Below are 19,497 nucleotides of genomic sequence, written 5' to 3'. Positions count from 1 at the left end.
ATTTAAGCTTATAATAAATCCGCGCTGCCTTACCTATTCTTGTGGCAATGCGAAAAACTACTAAGTTAGCCCTTGATGGATCCGATTAATACCCCTTTAGCAAAATGCTTCTGCAGGAACGGATATACCATTAGAATCGGAAGTGTACCCACTACGATGACCGCCATTTTAACCGTTTGATCCGGAGGCAGAACGAAATTCGGATCCAACTGTGACATATCACCAAGCGTCCCTTGGGATAGCAGAACAATTTGCCTCAACATAACCTGCAGTGGCCATTTGGTTGGGTCGTTGATGTACAGAAGTGCAGAAAAAAAGTTATTCCAGTGACCGACTGCGTAAAAAAGGCCAAATGTAGCAAGTACCGGTTTAGATAATGGAAGAACAATTCGCCATAGGACACCGATCTCTGTGCATCCATCGATTTTGGCCGATTCCTCCAGACCCGGAGGAAGCTCTTGGAAGAAATTCTTCACGACGATCATGTTAAAAGCGCTTATTGCACCTGGGAGCATTAAAGACCAGAAGGAATCCAGCAGCCCCAAGCTTTTCACTACGAGATAGGTTGGAATCATTCCTCCGGAGAAGAGCATAGAAAACACAACCATATTTAGCACCGTATTTCTGCCCCACAGATTTCGGCGGGCTAACGGGTAAGCCATCGTGACGGTAAAGAATAGGTTAACTAAGGTCCCTACAACCGTGATGTAGATGGTTACACCAATGCTTTTAAACAACGTACCCGTTGAGAAAATAAATTTATAGCCTGCCAGAGAGAATGTTTCGGGAATCAAAAAGAACGCTCGTTCAGTAAGTTCTGCATCAGTAGCAAACGAACCCGCAATAATGTAAATGAAAGGCAATATCGTACATAATGCGAAAATTCCTAAGAATGCATAGTTAAAACCGTCGAATAGGAAGCTAGAGACGCTTTTTTTATGTCTTACCAATGGATTCAAGCCCCCTCTTATCAATAAATGCCGGATTGGCCAAATCTTCTAGCCAAATAGTTACTCGTAAATACCAGAAAGACTCCGACCAAAGATTTAAACAAACCAACCGCGGTACTGTAGCTGAAAGCTCCTTGGGTAATGCCCATTAAGTACACATAAGTATCGAATACATCTGCGACCTCACGGTTCAATGCGTTCGTCATTAAATAAATTTGCTCAAAGCCGTTTTCCAGCACATCACCCATTCTAAGAATCAACAGGATGACAATTGTGCTTTTAATAGAAGGCAGCGTGATGTGCCAAAGCTGACGCCAGCGGTTAGCACCATCTACAATCGCCGCTTCATATTGCTCCGCATCGACCCCAGCCAGTGCAGCCAAGAAAAATGATCGTTCCGAATCCGCACTCTTTCCAAATCGTTTGAAGAATAATGATCGGCCGGAACCACTCCGGATCCGCCAAAAAATTAATTTTTTGGCCCGTAAACTGCTGCAGCAGCCCGTTTACAACGCCGCCTTCCGTTGTTAAGAACACGTATGAAATACTTGCTACAATTACCATAGAAATGAAGTGTGGTATGTAGATCAACGTTTGAATAGCTTTCTTGTACAACGCAATTCGCACTTCATTTAACAACAGGGCGAGAATAATCGGAGCCGGAAAGAAGAATATCAAATTATATAAGGAAAGGAGTAATGTATTGCGCAGCAACTTCACAAAATCAGGATTTTGGAAGAAATTGCGGAAGTGTTCCATACCAACCCAATCGCTTTTCATAAAACCTAAGAAAGGCTGATAGTTCTTAAATGCTAGAACCACTCCCCACATAGGAATGTACTTAAAAACCAGAAAATACAACACTCCCGGCAAAAGAAGCAAGTACAGCCATTTATCTCTTTGCCAACGCCTTATCAAGCTGCCATTAGATGCCGCGCTCTTCATAGGGACTGTTTTACTTACGTTCGTATGCTCCATAGTTACACTCCTCATTCGTTTCGCTTCGTATCCTGATTGTGCCCCCTGCGTCGTTTTACTTCAATTAGACATTTTTGTAACTCTTCCATTTCTCAAACAACACAGATTAGGATGATCCCGACAAAAAAGTGCAAGCCGAGTAAAAAAATGCAATTGTTTATAAACGGAAGATTTATTATAGTCAATATCAAAACAACAAGGATGGAGAGAGTGAAATGGACAAAAAATTATTCCACGGGACCGCTTATTATCCTGAGCTTTGGAACGATGAACAGGTTATTGAACAAGATATCCTTTTAATGAAAGAAGCAGGAATGAATGTCGTTCGGATTGGAGAATTTGCTTGGTCAACGTTAGAAAAGGAACAAGGAAACATCGATATCCGTTTTTTTGTTGACATCATCAATAAGCTATATGAGAACGGTATTGAAACCGTCATGTGCACCCCAACTCCCACACCTCCGATTTGGTTATCACATGGCCATCCAGAGCGTATGTTTGTTGACGCTAATGGTAAAGTAATGGGCCATGGTTCCAGACAGCATGTTTGTACGAATAACGCGTTCTTTCGAGAACGTGCAGCCATTATTACAGAACATATCGCGAAAGCAGTTGGAAGTTTGCCGGGTGTCATTGGCTGGCAGATTGATAATGAATTTAAAGCACATGTAGCAGCCTGTATGTGTGAGACATGCAAAAGCTTATGGCACCAATGGTTACAAGAACGTTATGGGACAATAGATCAATTAAATGATGCGTGGGGTACGCAAATCTGGAGTGAATATTACCTTGCGTTTGAACAAGTTCCACAGCCAGGTCCAGCACCATTTTTGCATAATTCCTCATTAAGCACCATGTACCAATTATTCTCAATGGAAAAAATCGCGGAATTTTCCGATGAACAGGCTCATATCATCCGCCAGCATTCCAATGCACCGATTACACACAATAGCAGTGTCGCCTTTCATGTAGATAATGAACGATTATTTAAAAACTTGGACTTTGCTTCGTTTGACACCTATGCGAATTACGATAATACTCCCGCTTATTTAATTAACTGTGATTTGTGGAGAAATTTTAAAAAAGGCAAAGATTTTTGGATTATGGAGACAAGCCCGTCGTTTAGCGCATCACTAGAAAGCTATGCCATGCCTCACCCCAATGGCTATTTAAAGGCTGAAGCTGTAGCGGCATATGCCTTAGGAGCAGAGGCTTTTTGCTATTGGCTATGGAGGCAGCAACGAACAGGATGTGAACAACCTCATGGATCGGTCATTAGTGCATGGGGAAAACCGACCGTAGGATTTCAGAATGTAATCGAAGTTGAACAAGCGAGAAAGGAAATTGAATCCATCATCCTTTCATCGAGACCTTCTCAAGCTGAAGTAGCGATGACTTATTCGGACCGATCGAAAGCATTTTTGCAAACGGAGCCACATCGAAAATTAAATCATCGGGGTCTGGTAAGCGCCTTTTATGAGCGGATTTTATCCATGGGCATTCATCGAGATGTCATACCAGAAGGGGCGGAACTGGACGGGTATAAACTGTTATTTACACCGTTTATTCATTATTTATCATCCGATTATATAGAACGGGCACAAGCTTTCGTCCAAAATGGCGGGATCTGGGTAGTTGGTCCGCTTACAGGAGGCAGAACAGAGAACCATACGATTCATACCGATGCAGCTTTAGGAGAGTTAGAACATCTTGCAGGTATCGAAACCTTATTTAACTATCCAATGGAAGGTACAGGTACAATCGGACAAGCATTTGGCGTTAGCGCCCCTTTAGGAATGTGGAGTGCTGTATTTGAACCGAAGGAAGCCATAGCTATAGGTATCCTTGAGGAAGGGTTAACGCCAGGAAAAGCCTTTATTACGGAGCATCAGCTCGGCAAAGGAAAAATAGTTATGCTCGGTTCGATGCCCATGGGTGAAGATGGAGATGTGATGTTAAAGAAACTCATCGACCACTATGCAGTTGATGCTCATGTACGCCTTAGAACAGATGTCACTGTAGGCACTATTGTCGCTCCAAGGCAAGGTGATGGTTATCACCTATGGATCATCATTAATATGGATGGTAAAGGAGGCAGCGTCACTATTCCGCATGAGGGATATGATCTATTGGCACAAACCGAAATAAAGCCAGGGAAATTAGGAATCGGAAAATATGAATATCGCATAATCCGATTTATGTGAACGAACTGAAAAAATGAGCTGCTGCAGCAGCTCATTTTATTTGCCAGAGAAACCCTGATTCTATCCGAATAAAAGTTGACTTCCACCTTTCACTTCGCGAATGTCATTATCGACACGAAGCCAGACGGAAGACGCATTAGGGTTGAATACTAGATGACCTGATGCGGAAAATTTCAGGTTATGAAAGGCTTTCAAATAATCAACAATCTCGATATTGGTTGCATACCATATATCTTCCCTCTTGCCGATATACTCACAAAATTCCTCCATTACTCCCCAATTACCATCTAAATCAAACTCATAACTATGTCCCCATACGTACATCATGTAAAGATATTGTTTCTTTTGCAAATTCACGAAATCCTCCGCCAGTTTCATTAGATTTGCTTTGTGGTGGCAGGTGGGTTTCCACTCATATAAATCATCTGGCATGGAGAAATTACCGGTGCTTTCAACTACTCTTGCGTATTCTATGCCTAGAACAGGGAGCATCTCTTTGATTTGTTGATTAAAAGAACCGTTGGGATAAGACATTCCTCTTACTGTATAGCCTACAATTCGCTCTAAATTTATCCTGTCTTGAAATATCTCATCCACTATTTGTTCTTTGGGGCACCTTGCTAGCGTTGGATGGGTTACCGTATGAGCGGAGACCTCATGTCCTTGATATCGTTCTGCGACCTCCTTCTGTGATAACCGGTCCTCTAAGCCAATCAAGCCTGAATTAATATGAAAGGTACCTTTTACCAAATGTTTATTAAAAAGTTCAACAAGCCTAATATCTGCTGATTTACCATCATCATAACTCATGGTTAGAACTTTATGCTTTCCTTCAGGGAAAGTCATTACGATTTTGGGCATTCCCGTATACCTCCTTGAAAATAGATGACTTTACGCATTACGGCTGGTTTCACGATATTGGCTAGGCGTCACGCCCTCATATTTCTTAAATAACCGATTAAAATAACTGTGCTGATAGCCTACCTGCTCCGCGATATCATTGATTCTCCGTTCAGAATCACGAAGCAGAGCTTTTGCTTTGCTCATCCGCAGTTCCGTTAAATAATCAATAAAATTTTTCCCGGATACCTGTTTGAATGTTCTACTAAGGACGAAGACATTGGTTGTACAATGCTCTGCACAATCATCCAAGGAAATATCCTTCATGTAATGAGCGTTAATAAAAGTCATTGCTTGCTCGATCACTTTCTTCAGCTTATAATCAGAACGGTGCTCCATTTCTGTCATGAACGGATGAATGATTTTATCCACAAACCACCGCTTGATCTGCTCTGGCTCCCGAATCACCGATAATTGCTCGAACCGATTGACGGACTTAAATAGCTGATTGGGATTAAGTCCGGACTGCATAATGGTATGCTCCAGACTTCCTAATAAATTCAAAACACAGGTCTGCACATCAAGTTCCTTGGCTCGCTCCAGTACCAAGGCCTCTAGAAATGCTTGAATATGCTGCTCGGCCTCATCGAGCTTGCCTGTTCGCATGGCTTGAATGATCTCTCTTTCTAACGTAAAAGGATATTGAAACCCTGACTCTTGAACATTGCTCTTCAACGCTGCAAGATCAATGATTTGATTCTCATCGTAAATGCCCCGGAAACTAAGTGCAAGCTTGGTTTCCTCAAACAACAGAGGAATCTGCTTTACCTGCTCACTTATTCTTCCGACGGATAGCGTTACTTTCATTTCCAGAATCCGATTAATCGCTTGGATCAACGTATTGCCCAGCTCATCGATGTCGGAATAAGCATCTTCTCCACTCGGAATACTGAGCAGCAACCCCATCGTTAAATCGTGAAAGTTGATGACATGACTTTCTTCGAATTGCTCTCGCGCCATTTCCTCCACTACATTCGCCGCTGCGAACGTAACAAGCCCTTCGTCACCCAGAGAATATCTGCCCGTCTTTCCGACATGGGCCATTCCGGTTAGTTGAATATAAAGCACCCGATAGCTTCGCTTATCAACCATCCACCCGTACTGTCTCATTCTCTCACGAAGCTCTTCCTCGGAGTAGGAAGACAAATAGCCTTGCGTTAATTGATAAAGAAAACCTTGCTGCACATGGGGAAGTTGGTTTTGGAGCTTGCTTTGAAGGGCGAGGCTCTCTCGGGTTAAATTCTGCCACTCCTTTTCAATCAAAGTAAACTCATCTTCCCTCCCACCTGCAGAGGGTGGCGTTCCACTGGTCAGCAGCCTTACCAGCCGATCCAGCGGAGAATAAATTTTTCGGGAGGCGATACTTGCGAGTAAGAGCGCGAGAAGCAGTACCGTACAGCTTATCATGATAATCAACTTAGACAGAAAAACAACCGGCTTTGTAATCGCATTGATTGGAGCCGCTGATACATAGATCCACTGTGCTCCAATTCGGTCCAAACCCCCAAAGGACACTGAATAGGTTACATGATCCCATTCCATTAGAAAGGAGGTCTGGTTTTTGCCCTTAAAGGTTTTTACATTCTTCTTCATCGCTTCCATTAGAGGAGAAGTGTCGCCACTCCCGGTCGATACCAATACGGTTCCATCCTCCTGCATAAGAAAAGCTTCGCCCCCCTCATAGGGTGTTAGCGTTTTCAACAAATTAAGTACTTCATCATGGTCTATATGGACACGCAGCAGCGCAAATGGCTCTGAAGCTCCACCGGGCATTTTATGCACAATGGTTAAATCAGGGTTCCCCGAGCTCGCCAGGGAAGGCATTAAGGTCCAATAAACAGAGGAACCTTTTCTCATCAGCTCCATCGTGTGCAACCAATCCATTGAATCCGGATCCATGCGGTTAAAATTCGGGTGAAACAGAACAGGAATGGAACCGTTTACATAAAACTCTATTTTATCTATTAATGGCAATGAGCCTTGCATGATGACAAGGGTTTTGGATATATCATTGGTCACTTGAAAATTACGGTAGAAATCAACTTCCTTTAATGCGAAACCAAACTTTGGATCAAAAGCCCAATGGGACAAAAATAGTTCCAAATTATCAAACTGACTATTGATGCTTTCCGCACGGCGAACAATTTGGTTTTTATGAAGCGACACCATTTCATTCTCGATTCTTCCACCTGCAAACCAATAAATGAGCAAACCCGTTATTAAACCCGGAATGCCTGTAATAAGTAAAATAATAGCCCATATTTTTCTATAATGCATTCTACGGCTTCCGTTCATGAATGGAAAACCAGCTTTAAATCGTGTTCCTAGCCTTCTTATCACCTCATCCTCACCACCACCCATTTGATTATTGAACATTATATATGAAATCCAGCACTCCTTGCCTTTAAAATATCATTTATTTTGTTCAATAATCAGTGTATTTTCTATCATCGTCCACACCGCGCCTCAATCCCGTCCGAGGTACTTGCTTAGCTTTATTGTTTCGATACCTGCCAATAGGACAATGCCAATTCCATGGGTGTCATTCAATTGCCAAGATAACTGTTCCTTGTAATAACGACTGGAAAACGAGTAGCCTGAACCCCGGCAAACGCCAAAGATGTTTCCATGCTTATCAATGGAAATTCGTGTCAGTCCCTCCCAGCCTTTCCAAACAGCTTGAATGTAAGCTTCAGGCTGCAATAACCACCCGTATCGAATCCCACGTGCAAAAGCATAGATAAACATAGAGGTGCATGAGGTTTCTTCATAGGATTGCGGATCAGTTAGCACCTGATGCCAAAGTCCGTTGTCCCCTTGTAATTGTAAGTATCCCTCGCACAATTCACGAAATAAGTTCAGTGCCTCTTCACGAAGCTCGTGCCCCTCAGGTAAAAGAGCCAAAACTTCCGTAAGCGAGAAAAGCACCCAGCCATTACCGCGACCCCATGGAACATCATTTTGCCGATGAAACTTAAAATCATACACGTGAGACATAATCTGATGTTCAGGCATATATAAATATTGCTTGTAAAGCAAAAATTGCCGTACTGCATCGGTTATATAGAGCTCTTCCCCTGTAAGCTTAAAGTATCGGCAAAGAAACGGGGTGCTCATATACAAATCGTCGCACCACATCGTATCTTGCATGAAATCAACACTGCCTTGCACACGGTATAAGGCACCATCCTTACGCCTATCCTGAACATGGGAAATATAATGTGCGATCCGATTAGCCGCCACTTCAGCTCCTTGGAGCATTCGCTCTTCCATAGCAACCAGCATAGTTGCACCAAAGGAACCGCAATCGTCCAAACTGTCTATGCTTGTGAGCTGGTGATTAACAGCCGGTGCTCCATATTGCTCAACGTCCCATAAAGCATAAGCGTCAAGCGACGTGATTTGCTCAATATGATCCGTTACATAATTGGTATAATGTGTGATATTCAGTTCTTTGCCCGTTTGCAATAAACCATACAAGGTAACACCCAACGGGTAGTTCCAACGTCCATACATGGGATTCTCCAGATAGGGCCTAATCCAAGTATTTCGCAGATCGGCACGCCAGTAGATGCCCCCATCTTCCTTTTGGAATACCTTGTCCATGAAAGGTATATGATCTACTTGATCCGAACTCTCATACTTGAATGGACCGAGGTACAACCAGGGATCTTGAAGTCCCTCCACGGGATATGGCTTAGTCCACTTGAAGCCGCTCTGCTCGGGGATGTCCTCCCAATCCACACCCCACCGGACCCCGCTGCAAGTAGATTGAACTATAACATGCTGTGAGCCATAGGATGGGAGCAGCGAAATCTCAAAGCGCCCCTCTGTCTCGATGGTGGCAAACACCTTTGTCCCATTTACGAATATTGAGATTGGACCTTGGTGAGTACCCCTGAGCTTAAATTTCTGTTCAAGCCCATGGTTACATGCAAGCTTAGCCCACGCATAGGCATGCTGACTCACAGGAGTACCATACAGCCTCGTGAACACACCTGCGTTACGTTCTGTTTCGGACCAGCTTACGTTCGGATACCATCGAATGCCCGTGTCTACTTCTGCTATTTCTTCCCGGGGAATAGAAGGCCAAGCCTCCTGCAGCGGTTCACTGTATATCCAGCCTTCCTGCCCTGACCTGTCCGCCGATGGTGCCAAAACATGCAGGGGGAAGCCCTTTATTGAGCCAGTACCAAATTTCCCGCCGCAGCCGGTGCCCGTCTTTACAAATTCCAGAACGATATGATTCCAGCCCTTCTGAACCTTTGCTCGAAAGCCTGTTTTACGATCTGGGAACACATCATCGTTCAGATTCGATTGAAATTGTGCTTCTCCTTGGATAAAAACACGAACCGGACTATAGCAGCTTAAGCTAAACGGCACTTCCTGCTCCTGCTCGCTCCAAAGCTTGGACCAAACATAAACCAGCTGCCCCGCCTGAAGACCAGGTAGTTTCTCATCTAGGTTAATCTCATAGCGATAATCCTTCTCTCGCAAGAATCCATCCTTGCATATCGTCCGATAAACGGGCGGATGCTTCGGATGTAGACCAATAAAGCGATTGGAAATCGCAGTTAATACCGATTCCGTACGGTTGTTCCATTTGGTAAAAGCTGATTCCATATCATCAAAGTAGTTCATGGATATCCTCCTGTGCTGCATTCATTCCACTTCTCCGCCCGGGTACAGCGTCGAGCTGTAAAGGCGTTTTGGTTGCGGCATAGCTTTGCCTGCTCGCTTCGAGGCTATATCCCCAGCTTGGTTCGAAAAGATATGGGCCGTTTCATCGTCGTATATAATAACTTGTTCATTGCCAGAGCCAAACAAGTCAGCATGTACCACATAACCGTCAACGGGAAATTCGGTCACTAGGTTCATATGTCCGTCATAAAGGCTTGGATGAACACCTCCACCTCTGCGGTAAGCCAAAATATAATCCATTGGCTCTTCATCCCAACCGCGAAGCGTTTCAATAATTGTCAACCAGCCGTCCGTCTTTCGATTTTCCTTCCAAAGTTCTTCCCCTTGAGAATCAAGCAGGAACAATCCATCCTTGCCTTTATCGAAGCCTTGGTCACCCCGAACGATCCGATCCAGCCCAGCAATTTGAAGACCAGGCAGATCGTGCCGAAATTTGCCTAAAGCTACGTGCTGTGACTCTATGGAACCATCGTAACGCCAAAGCTCTGTACCCTCCCGATCGTACATGACCGTCACACTGCCACCAATGACTAACTCAGGTTGCCCGTCGCCATTGACATCGCCGATCCAAATGCAGTCCGCGTGATCCTCTAAATCCTGGCATGACCACACAATCTGGCCGTTATGATCCAACAGATCATAACCTGCCATCACCTCATCGTATCCATCCCCGTCCAAGTCGTACACCCACGGAAAATGGCCGGGATTTCCTTTAAAGGTCCATAGCAGATTAAAGTCCCGATCCATCGCCCACAATTGTGAATAGCGGTTTTTCAATATAATATCGCTAGGTCTTTCTCCACCAGTGAGATTCGCTATAATGATGCAATCGTGAGCCTCTGGATCTGGGAGCGCGTAGACCTTTTTAACTTCTCCCGTTACTCCATCGATAATCTGGAAGCTGCCATTCATAACGCACAGCACTTCCAAGCATCCATCCCCATCAATATCATACAGCTGAGCCGGATAATCAGATCCAGGTTTACCAGCCTCTGGATGAGGAGTGCCCGTTTGCCAAAGAAGGTTCCCTTCCAAATCGAACGCGGTTAAGCACTGCACCTGGTGAGGGATATACCTGACATCCTGACGATTGTCTGGCTGAACCAACACCATTTCCATTCTTCCGTCTCCGTTCAAGTCTCCTAAGAGCATCTTACTGTGAAGTCCAGCTGCCCGGATATCTACTTTTCCTAATAAATGGGGTACCTTTTGTGAAGTTCGATTGACCATGGAATGCCCTCCTATAACCGCGTATGATGCCGTTTAGCGCATCTATATTTAATTGTTACCTATCTTCTCCGGCAGCCATTGTCCGATCAGTTCTAAACAAATCATCATATTCAGTGACCACTGAGAAGCGGTATTTGTGGAGATACCCTGCAGTTCTTTAATTTCTCTGATATACTCAAGCGGCTGTACATCTGTTGTTTCTACTGGCAGGTTAATCTGCCAATGCGCTTGATCCTTAAGAAGGTAAGACCAAGCTTGCTCTGCTAGAGTCTTATCGTTATTTCTGGCAGCAGCAATCGCCATCATCGTGGTGGACAGCATTGGAATGTTCCAATCCTTGCCTTTAATTGCTCCAGAAGTTCGCTGAATCTTCTCTTCTGCGGAGAGATTATAGAATTCTCCGAACTCCGCCAACATCTCCTCCCATTCCGGATCCTTAATCATCGCAGCCAACTCCATCCAAACTTGTGGGGCTCCCATACAAATGATCAAATGATGACCATAGTTCTCATCACCCATGTAATGGAGGACACCTGTTGACGGATCGTATCCGAAGGTAGGTCCTGTGAGAAGGCGATACGGCATGTTCTTCAAGCATTCAATACCCGTCAAAATTTTATCCCGATAACATGTATCCTCATATCGCTCCCAGCGTGTAAGCCAGTTTGAACTGAAGGCTGCCCAATCTGGTCCGCTGCGTGCGTGCGTAGGAAATTCATCCTTCGGAAAATAGGAGCGCATCGGATCGATATGCACTGTTGTATAATCGGAGTCCTTCACTTCATCCATGATATCTCCGATCCGTTCATCCGCTGTCAAGTAATAATAGATTTTGTGCAGCCCAGACATCCCTATCCGTGCTTCCTTGCAGCCGCAGCCCCAATGAAGCACATTATGTCTTGAACCTAGACCTGCGTATTCGCCAATGTGGTATACATCGACCTCACTGGTATGCCTTGCCATCGCTTCAGCCATCCGGAATACATCTCTCCTGCCGGACCTTAGGAACATGTACCAGAGCCACAAATTGGGCACAAGCTCTGTATTCTGCCATGCGCAGCCTCCAATATCATAACGCCAAGTGTGACGCACTGGATCATAACTGTGCATAACATCTCCGTAATCCCAAAAGCCGTACCACCTTCGCTGCTCGATCTCATCCTGATAAAACTGAAATAACGTATCTAGTCCGTCTTCGATCATTTCTTTGACCTGAGTGCTTCGGTCTGGCAGACTCCAGACTCCCATTGCCCCAGACTCATAGTAATATGCCGGATTGCATACAAGCAACGATGGATCTTCCTTCTCCTCAAGCATCTCGTTTAGACTCTGCAAAGTGGGGGTTTCTTCCAAACACCAAAGATTGAGTTCGCTTGTGTTACCGATCCCGTAAGGCGTACTCCGCATCTCATCAGCCCCCTCGTAAGCTGACTTTAGATGAGTAACCGTATCATAATGCCGTAAGTCCATGGCCTGTACGTCGGGAGACCAGAACCAAGCCGTAAGGTCCGCTTCATCTAATGAAAGATGACTTGCTTGCAAAGATGAGGGCGCTTTCTGCCAAAAGTTCCTTACCCCTATAGCTAGACCACCGTCATCTGATCCCACATACATCAGTCCGCCTGCGCGATTCCCTACCGCTGCTTTGACCCAGCAGCATTCTTCCTTGGTTTGTTTAGAAATACTGTAAGAATCTGCCGTATACTGAACTAGTTTGAAGCTGTTCCAAACCGCTAGGTCATCCACCATTTCAACAAATTTGGCATCCTGCTCAAGGTCAAAATGGATCTTTTTGCCCTCGGTTTGCTCTTGATACAGCTCCTTATACTTCCCCGTGGTACGAAATGTTTCCAGCCCTTTGGGAGATTCACTAAAGAAGCCTGCATCTCCGGCTATCCGGACATGACGGTTATATAACTCGCCCTTCATCGGCACCTTAAAGGAAATCCCTAACCCTTTAATGAAATCATGATGCGGATCACCATCATATAGAAAGGTATGTACAGCTTTAATACCCTCCTGTTTTGCATAGAAATAAAGCCGTAGGGTGAACGGCAACCAATGACGGCCGCCCGACTCCATTTGATGTCTACCCGTAAACTTTATCACCACGCGCACAGGTCCCCGTTGCTCAACTTCCGCGTTATCCACGATGCTGTGAAAGGGTTCCTCCTTAAAGCTCTTAGCGCCATCGATCGTTAAACGCGCTTCACGGATGCCTACAAGCTTACCATCCGAGCAAAGCTGCCTTCCTCCGCGATTGATCTCTTGAATCAAGGAAGAGCCTTGACGATGAAGACGGCAATCCATAGAACCTGTATGGACATCGATATAGCCTTCCGTTTCCTCTACGCTTAGTGCGCTATTCTCTAAGTTAGACTCACCCTTTATCAAGGTATAGGACAAGTCGCTTGCTCCCTTCACCATAGCAGCCGCGTGAGCCGTCCATTTGACACTGCCGTCCGCCCAGTAAGCTGTTGGCCAGCTTTGGACAGCTACCTGCCTCGCCCGATCATCCAGTAGAATAAGATTCTCACTCCGCTGCAGAGCGCCTTCCTTCCATGGAACTCCCCAGGTCACTCCCTTTTGCAGTTCAGTCTTCTTAGTTAACCAATGCAGCTGCACAGCAATATGATTATTCATTCGTATTCACCGCCTATCCGTTTTTTTTCAAGACATCCGCTCCTATAGGTGATAGCAATTCCATTGCCTCCGTCAGAAGCAATAAAGCCAGTGATTGCCCATAAGCGGTCGGACATAGGGGAATATTCCTATAATGCTCATCATTCCAACCAATGGCGGTTCCATAAGATACCTCAAGCACAGTACCATCCTCATCGATTCGAGAATACACCGCTTGGATCGCCTTTTTTCCCGCTGTAAGATAAGTTTCTGGCAAATAACCCGCTCGAATGCCCTTCAGAATGCCATAACCAAAACCTGCAGTAGCGGAGGTCTCCGCATAAGAGGAAGGATCATTCAACAATGTATGCCACATCCCATCCTCACGTTGGAGCTCTACCAAAGCTTTCACTTGCACTTCCAAAGCCTCCAATAAGAATCGTTTTACTGCTCCCTGGACACCACTAATTTCTATAAATTCCACGACTCCAGCGGTAAACCAACAATTCCCTCTCGCCCATAAGGTTTTCCCGAAATGGTGTCTCCCGATAAAGCTCCACCCATGAAACCAAAGTCCGGTTTGTGCGTCTTGCAAATATTTGATATGCAGTAAAAACTGGTAAACCGCTTCTTCCATGTAGGCTTTCTTACCCGTGGTTGTTCCCATTTTGGCAAGAAAAAGCACCGTCATAAACAGCGTATCGTCCCATAACTGTTCCTCGTTCGCAGCCACAATCGTTATATGCTGAAGCCCGCCTTCTTCTGTTCTCGGCATCTCGTGTAGAACCCAATCGGCCCATTCTGTACACACTTCCAGATAAGTTTCCTCTTTCGTAATTTCATATAAATGAATCAAAGCCAACAAAGGGGCTACCGTATTCACATTTTTTTCCGGCAATCCATCGGCCAAATGCTTGTTAAACCAGTCCTTCATAAAAAGCAAATATGCCTCTTTGCCCGTATTCTTGTAATATTTGAAAAGCCCGTATAAGGCAACTCCCTGCGGCCATTCCCATGTATCGAAATCCATGTGATCATTCGAATTGTCCCGATTTGCGGAAATGAGCCGCTGAAATACTTTATTAAGCTGTTCTCCATACCGTGTTGCTTCCATTCCACACTCACTCTCCCTTTTGAAACAACCATAACGCCCATATCCTTTGCAAACAATCATACATTTTTGAAAAGAGGTATTTTACGTTAACACTTTCTTGACTGGAATAAGACTTTTTTGCCGCGAAAACCCCGAACCCCCAATTAGTCAAACCGTAGCCAAGTCGAAAATTCCTACTTCCCTACCACATATCCACATATTCCTTGAATATATTAGTAACAAGCTTTTTTTGTCTCTGCTGCTCAGCGTTAAGCTTGCCATAAAGCATCCAAGGAGGTGTCCTCATGACAGAACCCCTTTTTATCGTTTCCAAAGAGGATTGGTCCTTGCATCGCAAAGGATATCAGGATCAGACCAGGCACCAAGAGAAGGTGAAAGAAGCCATTAAACAGAATCTTCCCGATCTGGTTACCGACGAAAGTATTGTCATGTCCAATGGGAAGCAGGTCGTAAAGGTACCTATTAAGAGTCTGGACGAATACCGATTCCGCTATAACTTTAGTAAAGGAAAGCATGTCGGTCAGGGTGATGGTGACTCTCAAGTTGGCGATGTATTAGGAACAGATCCACAGCCTGTCCAAGGCCCTGGGAAAGGTGAGGGTGCAGGCGATCAAGCCGGTGAAGATTACTATGAAGCGGAAGTGAGCATGGAGGAACTGCAAGCCATGTTGTTCTCTGAGCTGGAGCTGCCTAATTTGCAGAAAAAAGATAAGCGCAATATGACCACGACGGAAGTGATTTTCAATGATATCCGCAAAAAAGGGATTATGTCCAACATCGATAAGAAACGGACAATTTTGGAGAATATGCGCCGTAATTCGCGCTCGAACTCCCCTGGGATTCATCATATCAGCCCCGATGACCTTCGTTTCAAAACGTGGGAAGAGATAGAGAAGCCGCACTCGAATGCGCTTATTATTGCGATGATGGATACGTCAGGAAGTATGGGATCCTTCGAAAAGTACATAGCGCGCAGCTTCTTCTTCTGGATGACGCGCTTCCTTCGCACGAAATACGAGAATGTCGAGATTGTATTTATTTCCCACCATACCGAAGCTAAAGAGGTCACGGAGGAAGAGTTTTTCACCAAAGGTGAAAGCGGAGGTACGATTTGCTCCTCGGCTTACCAAGCAGCGATTGATATTATCGACAAACGGTATCCACCGTCGCAATTTAATATTTATCCGTTTCATTTCTCCGATGGAGATAATTTGACGTCAGATAACGAACGCTGTGTGAAGCTTATTACGCAATTAATGGAGCGCTCCAACATGTTCGGTTACGGAGAAGTCAACCAGTACAATCGCAGCAGTACCCTTATGTCCGCTTTCCGCCATATTCATGATCCTAAATTTCTTCATTATGTCATTCGTGAGAAAGGTGAAGTGTACAAAGCACTGAAAACCTTTTTTACAAAGCAGGAAGGAGTGGCTGTTCAGTGAGTAAAACCGAAATCCAAAAGCTCGAATACGCCATTGATGAAATAACGGAAATTGCTAAAGGTTTTGGACTTGATTTCTTCCCGATGAGGTATGAAATCTGTCCCGCCGAAATTATATATACCTTCGGTGCTTATGGGATGCCGACGCGTTACAGTCACTGGAGTTTCGGTAAAAATTTCCACCGTATGAAAACACAATATGATTTTGGTTTAAGCAAAATTTACGAATTGGTCATCAATTCTGACCCCTGTTATGCCTTTTTGTTAGACGGGAATTCTCTCATTCAAAATAAGCTGATCGTCGCGCACGTTCTTGCCCATTGTGATTTTTTCAAAAATAACGCCCGTTTCGCAAACACGAACCGCAATATGGTAGAAAGCATGTCCGCTACCGCCGAAAGAATTCGGCAATATGAAATCGAACACGGCATTGACGAAGTCGAGCAATTCATTGACGCCGTACTAGCGATTCAGGAGCACATTGATCCTGTGCTGAAACTATCCTATAGACAGACGCGTAAGCGTCAGGAAACCCATAAAGCCTCCACACCAGCCGCACGCTCCGTAGCTACCTATGGATATGAGGATTTATGGGATCTAGATGTTAAGAACAAACCCCCTACACCTGATAAAGACGAAAACAAACGCTTTCCACCTCAACCTGAAAAAGATATTTTGCTCTTCATCGAGGAGAATGCCCCCTATATGGAAGAATGGCAGCGGGATATTCTGACGATGCTCCGCGATGAAATGCTCTATTTCTGGCCGCAGCTTGAAACGAAAATCATGAACGAAGGCTGGGCTTCGTACTGGCACCAACGCATACTGCGTGAGCTGGATTTGACTGAAGAGGAGACGATTGAGTACTCCAAACTCAACTCCTCGGTCGTGGTTCCGTCCCGTCATACCTTAAATCCTTATTATCTCGGGCTCAAAATTTATGAAGATATCGAGAAGCACTGGGACAATCCGACGGATGAAGAAATAAGAAGGCATGGGCGCAAACCCGGAAATGGTCGTGCCAAAATCTTCGAAGTCCGCGAATACGAATCAGATACCTCGTTTATCCGGAATTATTTGAATAAGCCTCTTGTGGAAGAACTTGATTTATATGTATTTGAAAAGAAAGGCCCTGAGTGGAAGATTACCGATAAAACGTGGGAAAACACCCGGGACCAGCTCATCTACTCACGTGTAAATGGCGGCTTCCCCTACATTGTTGTGGAAGATGGTGATTACCAGCGCAGTGGCGAATTGTATTTGAAGCACGCTTTCGAAGGGGTTGAACTTGATCTCAAGTATGTCGAGCGAACGCTCCCCTACATTTACAAGCTCTGGGGCAAGTCTATTCATATGCATACCATCGTCGAGGATAAGCCCGTTTTATTCACCTATGACGGTAAAAAGCATCATCGCCGTTTTCTCTAATACCGGAGAGGCCACTTGAACGCATGGGTTCAAGCGGCCTCTATTTGCACCTGTTTTTATTTTCCCGAACCTCGACAGAAATAGTGGTATTCCGACAACGACAATCGACGGACTTAGTATTTAATAGATGGTATTCTTAATTCTCAGGCTAATCATATTTATTTTTTTATAGGAGATGAGTTGAAGTGAGAATGAATATTCTATTTAACAAAACGCCGATTTCTGTCAATTTCGTTGGAACGGACCACAAATTAATTCCCTCTCTGATCAACGCTCTTCGTTATAACAAATTTACAACGATGAGCCTTGCTCAACCGTTAGAGCACGTTGATTTATTTAGTTCAGAAGCCATTTTATATGCCAAAGATGGGAATAAAGCAAGAATCCCTATTTTTTAATTACATAATGGTTACATATGCATAAAGCCCATCCGATAGTGATTAGATCACTAGTCGGATGGGCTTTTTAACTTAGCGGATTCAGTGTCATCGGTCATCCCAATGTGTCTACGCCTTAGCGTGCAGTTTGATAACGGCACGAATCGCCGTCATAATTTCACGTTCAACCGCTTGAGCGACAACATCGGTATGAGGGTTGTAGACTTCTCTCAAATCGGCATCGGCATAACCGTCCAGCGCAACAATCGCACCCGCGCGCACGCCGCGCAATGAAGCAATCACATAGAGCGCTGCGATTTCCATCTCAACGGCAAGGGCGCCGGCTTGCTTGTACTTGCGGTGTGGAAATTCCTCGACACCTTGGAAGAAGGCATCCAGGGTAACGGTAATTCCTTTGCGCACAAGACCATCCGTCTCTGATGCGGTTTCGTACAATGCCTGCACGACATCCAAGTCAGCAACTGCTGGGAAGCCATGCGGAACGAGTTGGCGGGTTAAGCCCTCTTCCCTCACGGCTGCCGTACTGACAACTAAGCTGCCTGGCGGCACTTCAGCTGAATATGAGCCTGCTGTGCCAACGCGAATCAGTGTCTTTACACCGCCTTTGATTAGTTCCTCGAAGCAAACAGCAGCACCCGGTGAGCCTACGCCATGACTTACAACCGTAATCGGAACTCCTTGGAATTCACCGACAAACGTGCGGTATTCACGGCTGAAGGCGAGTTCTTTGCTCTGATCAAGCTTGCTGGCTATGACTTCCGCGCGAAAAGGGTCACCGCATACGATTGCATAGGGTGATAAATCCTCTGAATGAACCTGTAAAATTGGCAATAGCATGTCAATCAAACTCCTTCTTTTCCCATTCATCTTCTGGAATCGGAATCGCTTCTCCTGAGAAACGCTGCTCTTGGAATGGATCGGCTACATTATGGAAGCCGTTTTGTTCCCAGAATCCTTCGCGGTCAGCTGTCATAAATTCGACGCCTCGAATCCATTTTGGACTTTTCCAAAAATACAGATGAGGTACTATCAGTCTTAGAGGCCAACCATGTTTAGGGGTCAGTGGCTTCCCATCATATTTCAAAGCCAACAAAACGTGATCGCCCATCAGATCCTCTAACGGAACGTTCGTTTCGTAATCATTGTCGGCATGCAGCATGACGAACTTGCCTTGCGGCTTAATTTCCAGCAGTTGAAGAAAATCGCGAAATAGAATCCCTTCCCAGGCTGTGTCAAGCTTAGACCAACGGGTTACGCAGTGAATGTCACAGAGAACTTGCGTTTGAGGCATCGTGAGCAATTGTTCATAAGTGACAACTTTGTCCTCTTCGACCTCGCCAAACACTCGCAACGTCCACTCCGTCATGTCGTACTCCGGTACTTCTCCTTCATGCAAAATAGGAAACCGGTCTGTCAAAACCTGTCCCGGCGGGACTCGGTTTGACATGGAGGAACCTACGGAGGGAACCTTCATTTTTCTGATTCGATCAGCTTTGGTGTCTTTTGCCATCTGTTATTATCTCCTTTTAGC

At 45.0% G+C, this 19,497-nt stretch carries 13 protein-coding genes and 1 pseudogene; 4 read left to right on the top strand and 10 right to left on the bottom strand.

Translation table 11 applies throughout. From position 1 onward, the window contains the following. Positions 1-65: 65 nt before the first annotated feature. Both QFZ80_RS03395 and QFZ80_RS03390 read right to left on the bottom strand, forming a co-directional pair. A complete protein-coding gene (locus QFZ80_RS03395) occupies positions 66-950 on the bottom strand; it encodes a carbohydrate ABC transporter permease (protein ID WP_307548826.1) in 885 nt (294 codons plus the stop codon). 20 nt (positions 951-970) lie between these two features. Beyond that, positions 971-1,895, bottom strand: a pseudogene (locus QFZ80_RS03390) (ABC transporter permease). A 248-nt stretch (positions 1,896-2,143) separates the two neighbouring features. Between QFZ80_RS03390 and QFZ80_RS03385 the strand changes: the two are divergent. Beyond that, complete coding sequence (locus QFZ80_RS03385) at positions 2,144-4,132, top strand: beta-galactosidase (protein ID WP_307557271.1); 1,989 nt, start codon at positions 2,144-2,146, stop codon at positions 4,130-4,132. A gap of 60 nt (positions 4,133-4,192) precedes the next feature. Here QFZ80_RS03385 and QFZ80_RS03380 read toward each other — a convergent pair whose 3' ends face one another. The 6 genes from QFZ80_RS03380 to bglB all read right to left on the bottom strand — a co-directional run bounded on the left by QFZ80_RS03380 (position 4,193) and on the right by bglB (position 14,699). Further along, a complete protein-coding gene (locus QFZ80_RS03380; protein WP_307548830.1) occupies positions 4,193-4,993 on the bottom strand; it encodes a polysaccharide deacetylase family protein in 801 nt (266 codons plus the stop codon). A gap of 30 nt (positions 4,994-5,023) precedes the next feature. Next, complete coding sequence (locus QFZ80_RS03375) at positions 5,024-7,309, bottom strand: helix-turn-helix domain-containing protein (protein WP_307548831.1); 2,286 nt, start codon at positions 7,307-7,309, stop codon at positions 5,024-5,026. Positions 7,310-7,498: 189 nt separating this feature from the next. Further along, positions 7,499-9,673 (bottom strand): glycoside hydrolase family 88/105 protein, encoded by a 2,175-nt coding sequence (locus tag QFZ80_RS03370; RefSeq protein ID WP_307557268.1) that lies wholly within the window; start codon positions 9,671-9,673, stop codon positions 7,499-7,501. Positions 9,674-9,694: 21 nt separating this feature from the next. Further along, positions 9,695-10,963, bottom strand: coding sequence for an FG-GAP-like repeat-containing protein (locus QFZ80_RS03365; protein WP_307548836.1), 1,269 nt, complete (start codon positions 10,961-10,963; stop codon positions 9,695-9,697). 48 nt (positions 10,964-11,011) lie between these two features. Beyond that, positions 11,012-13,606 carry an exo-rhamnogalacturonan lyase family protein gene (locus QFZ80_RS03360; protein ID WP_307557266.1) on the bottom strand — a complete coding sequence of 865 codons (2,595 nt, stop codon included), beginning with the start codon at positions 13,604-13,606 and terminating at the stop codon, positions 11,012-11,014. A 13-nt stretch (positions 13,607-13,619) separates the two neighbouring features. Further along, positions 13,620-14,699 carry a beta-galactosidase BglB gene (bglB, locus tag QFZ80_RS03355; protein ID WP_307557263.1) on the bottom strand — a complete coding sequence of 360 codons (1,080 nt, stop codon included), beginning with the start codon at positions 14,697-14,699 and terminating at the stop codon, positions 13,620-13,622. Positions 14,700-14,983: 284 nt separating this feature from the next. On the opposite strand from bglB, the gene yhbH reads away from it, so the two are divergent. The 3 genes from yhbH (at position 14,984) to QFZ80_RS03340 (ending at position 17,966) form a co-directional block, all read left to right on the top strand. Continuing rightward, positions 14,984-16,141, top strand: coding sequence for a sporulation protein YhbH (gene yhbH, locus QFZ80_RS03350; protein WP_307548842.1), 1,158 nt, complete (start codon positions 14,984-14,986; stop codon positions 16,139-16,141). Continuing rightward, positions 16,138-17,568, top strand: coding sequence for a SpoVR family protein (locus tag QFZ80_RS03345; RefSeq protein ID WP_307548844.1), 1,431 nt, complete (start codon positions 16,138-16,140; stop codon positions 17,566-17,568). The genes yhbH and QFZ80_RS03345 overlap by 4 nt, the downstream gene beginning before the upstream one ends. 185 nt (positions 17,569-17,753) lie before the next feature. Continuing rightward, a complete protein-coding gene (locus tag QFZ80_RS03340) occupies positions 17,754-17,966 on the top strand; it encodes a hypothetical protein (RefSeq protein WP_307548846.1) in 213 nt (70 codons plus the stop codon). 108 nt (positions 17,967-18,074) lie between these two features. Here the strand turns inward: QFZ80_RS03340 and QFZ80_RS03335 are convergent, their stop codons facing one another. Next, positions 18,075-18,803 carry a nucleoside phosphorylase gene (locus tag QFZ80_RS03335; RefSeq protein WP_307548848.1) on the bottom strand — a complete coding sequence of 243 codons (729 nt, stop codon included), beginning with the start codon at positions 18,801-18,803 and terminating at the stop codon, positions 18,075-18,077. 1 nt (position 18,804) lies between these two features. Further along, positions 18,805-19,476 carry a sulfite oxidase-like oxidoreductase gene (locus QFZ80_RS03330; protein WP_307548850.1) on the bottom strand — a complete coding sequence of 224 codons (672 nt, stop codon included), beginning with the start codon at positions 19,474-19,476 and terminating at the stop codon, positions 18,805-18,807. Positions 19,477-19,497: the final 21 nt, after the last annotated feature.

The organism is Paenibacillus sp. V4I7, from assembly GCF_030817275.1.
Lineage (GTDB): Bacteria > Bacillota > Bacilli > Paenibacillales > NBRC-103111 > Paenibacillus_E.
Note: the sequence above shows the minus strand (reverse complement) of the source record. Positions and strands in the feature narration are given on the sequence as shown.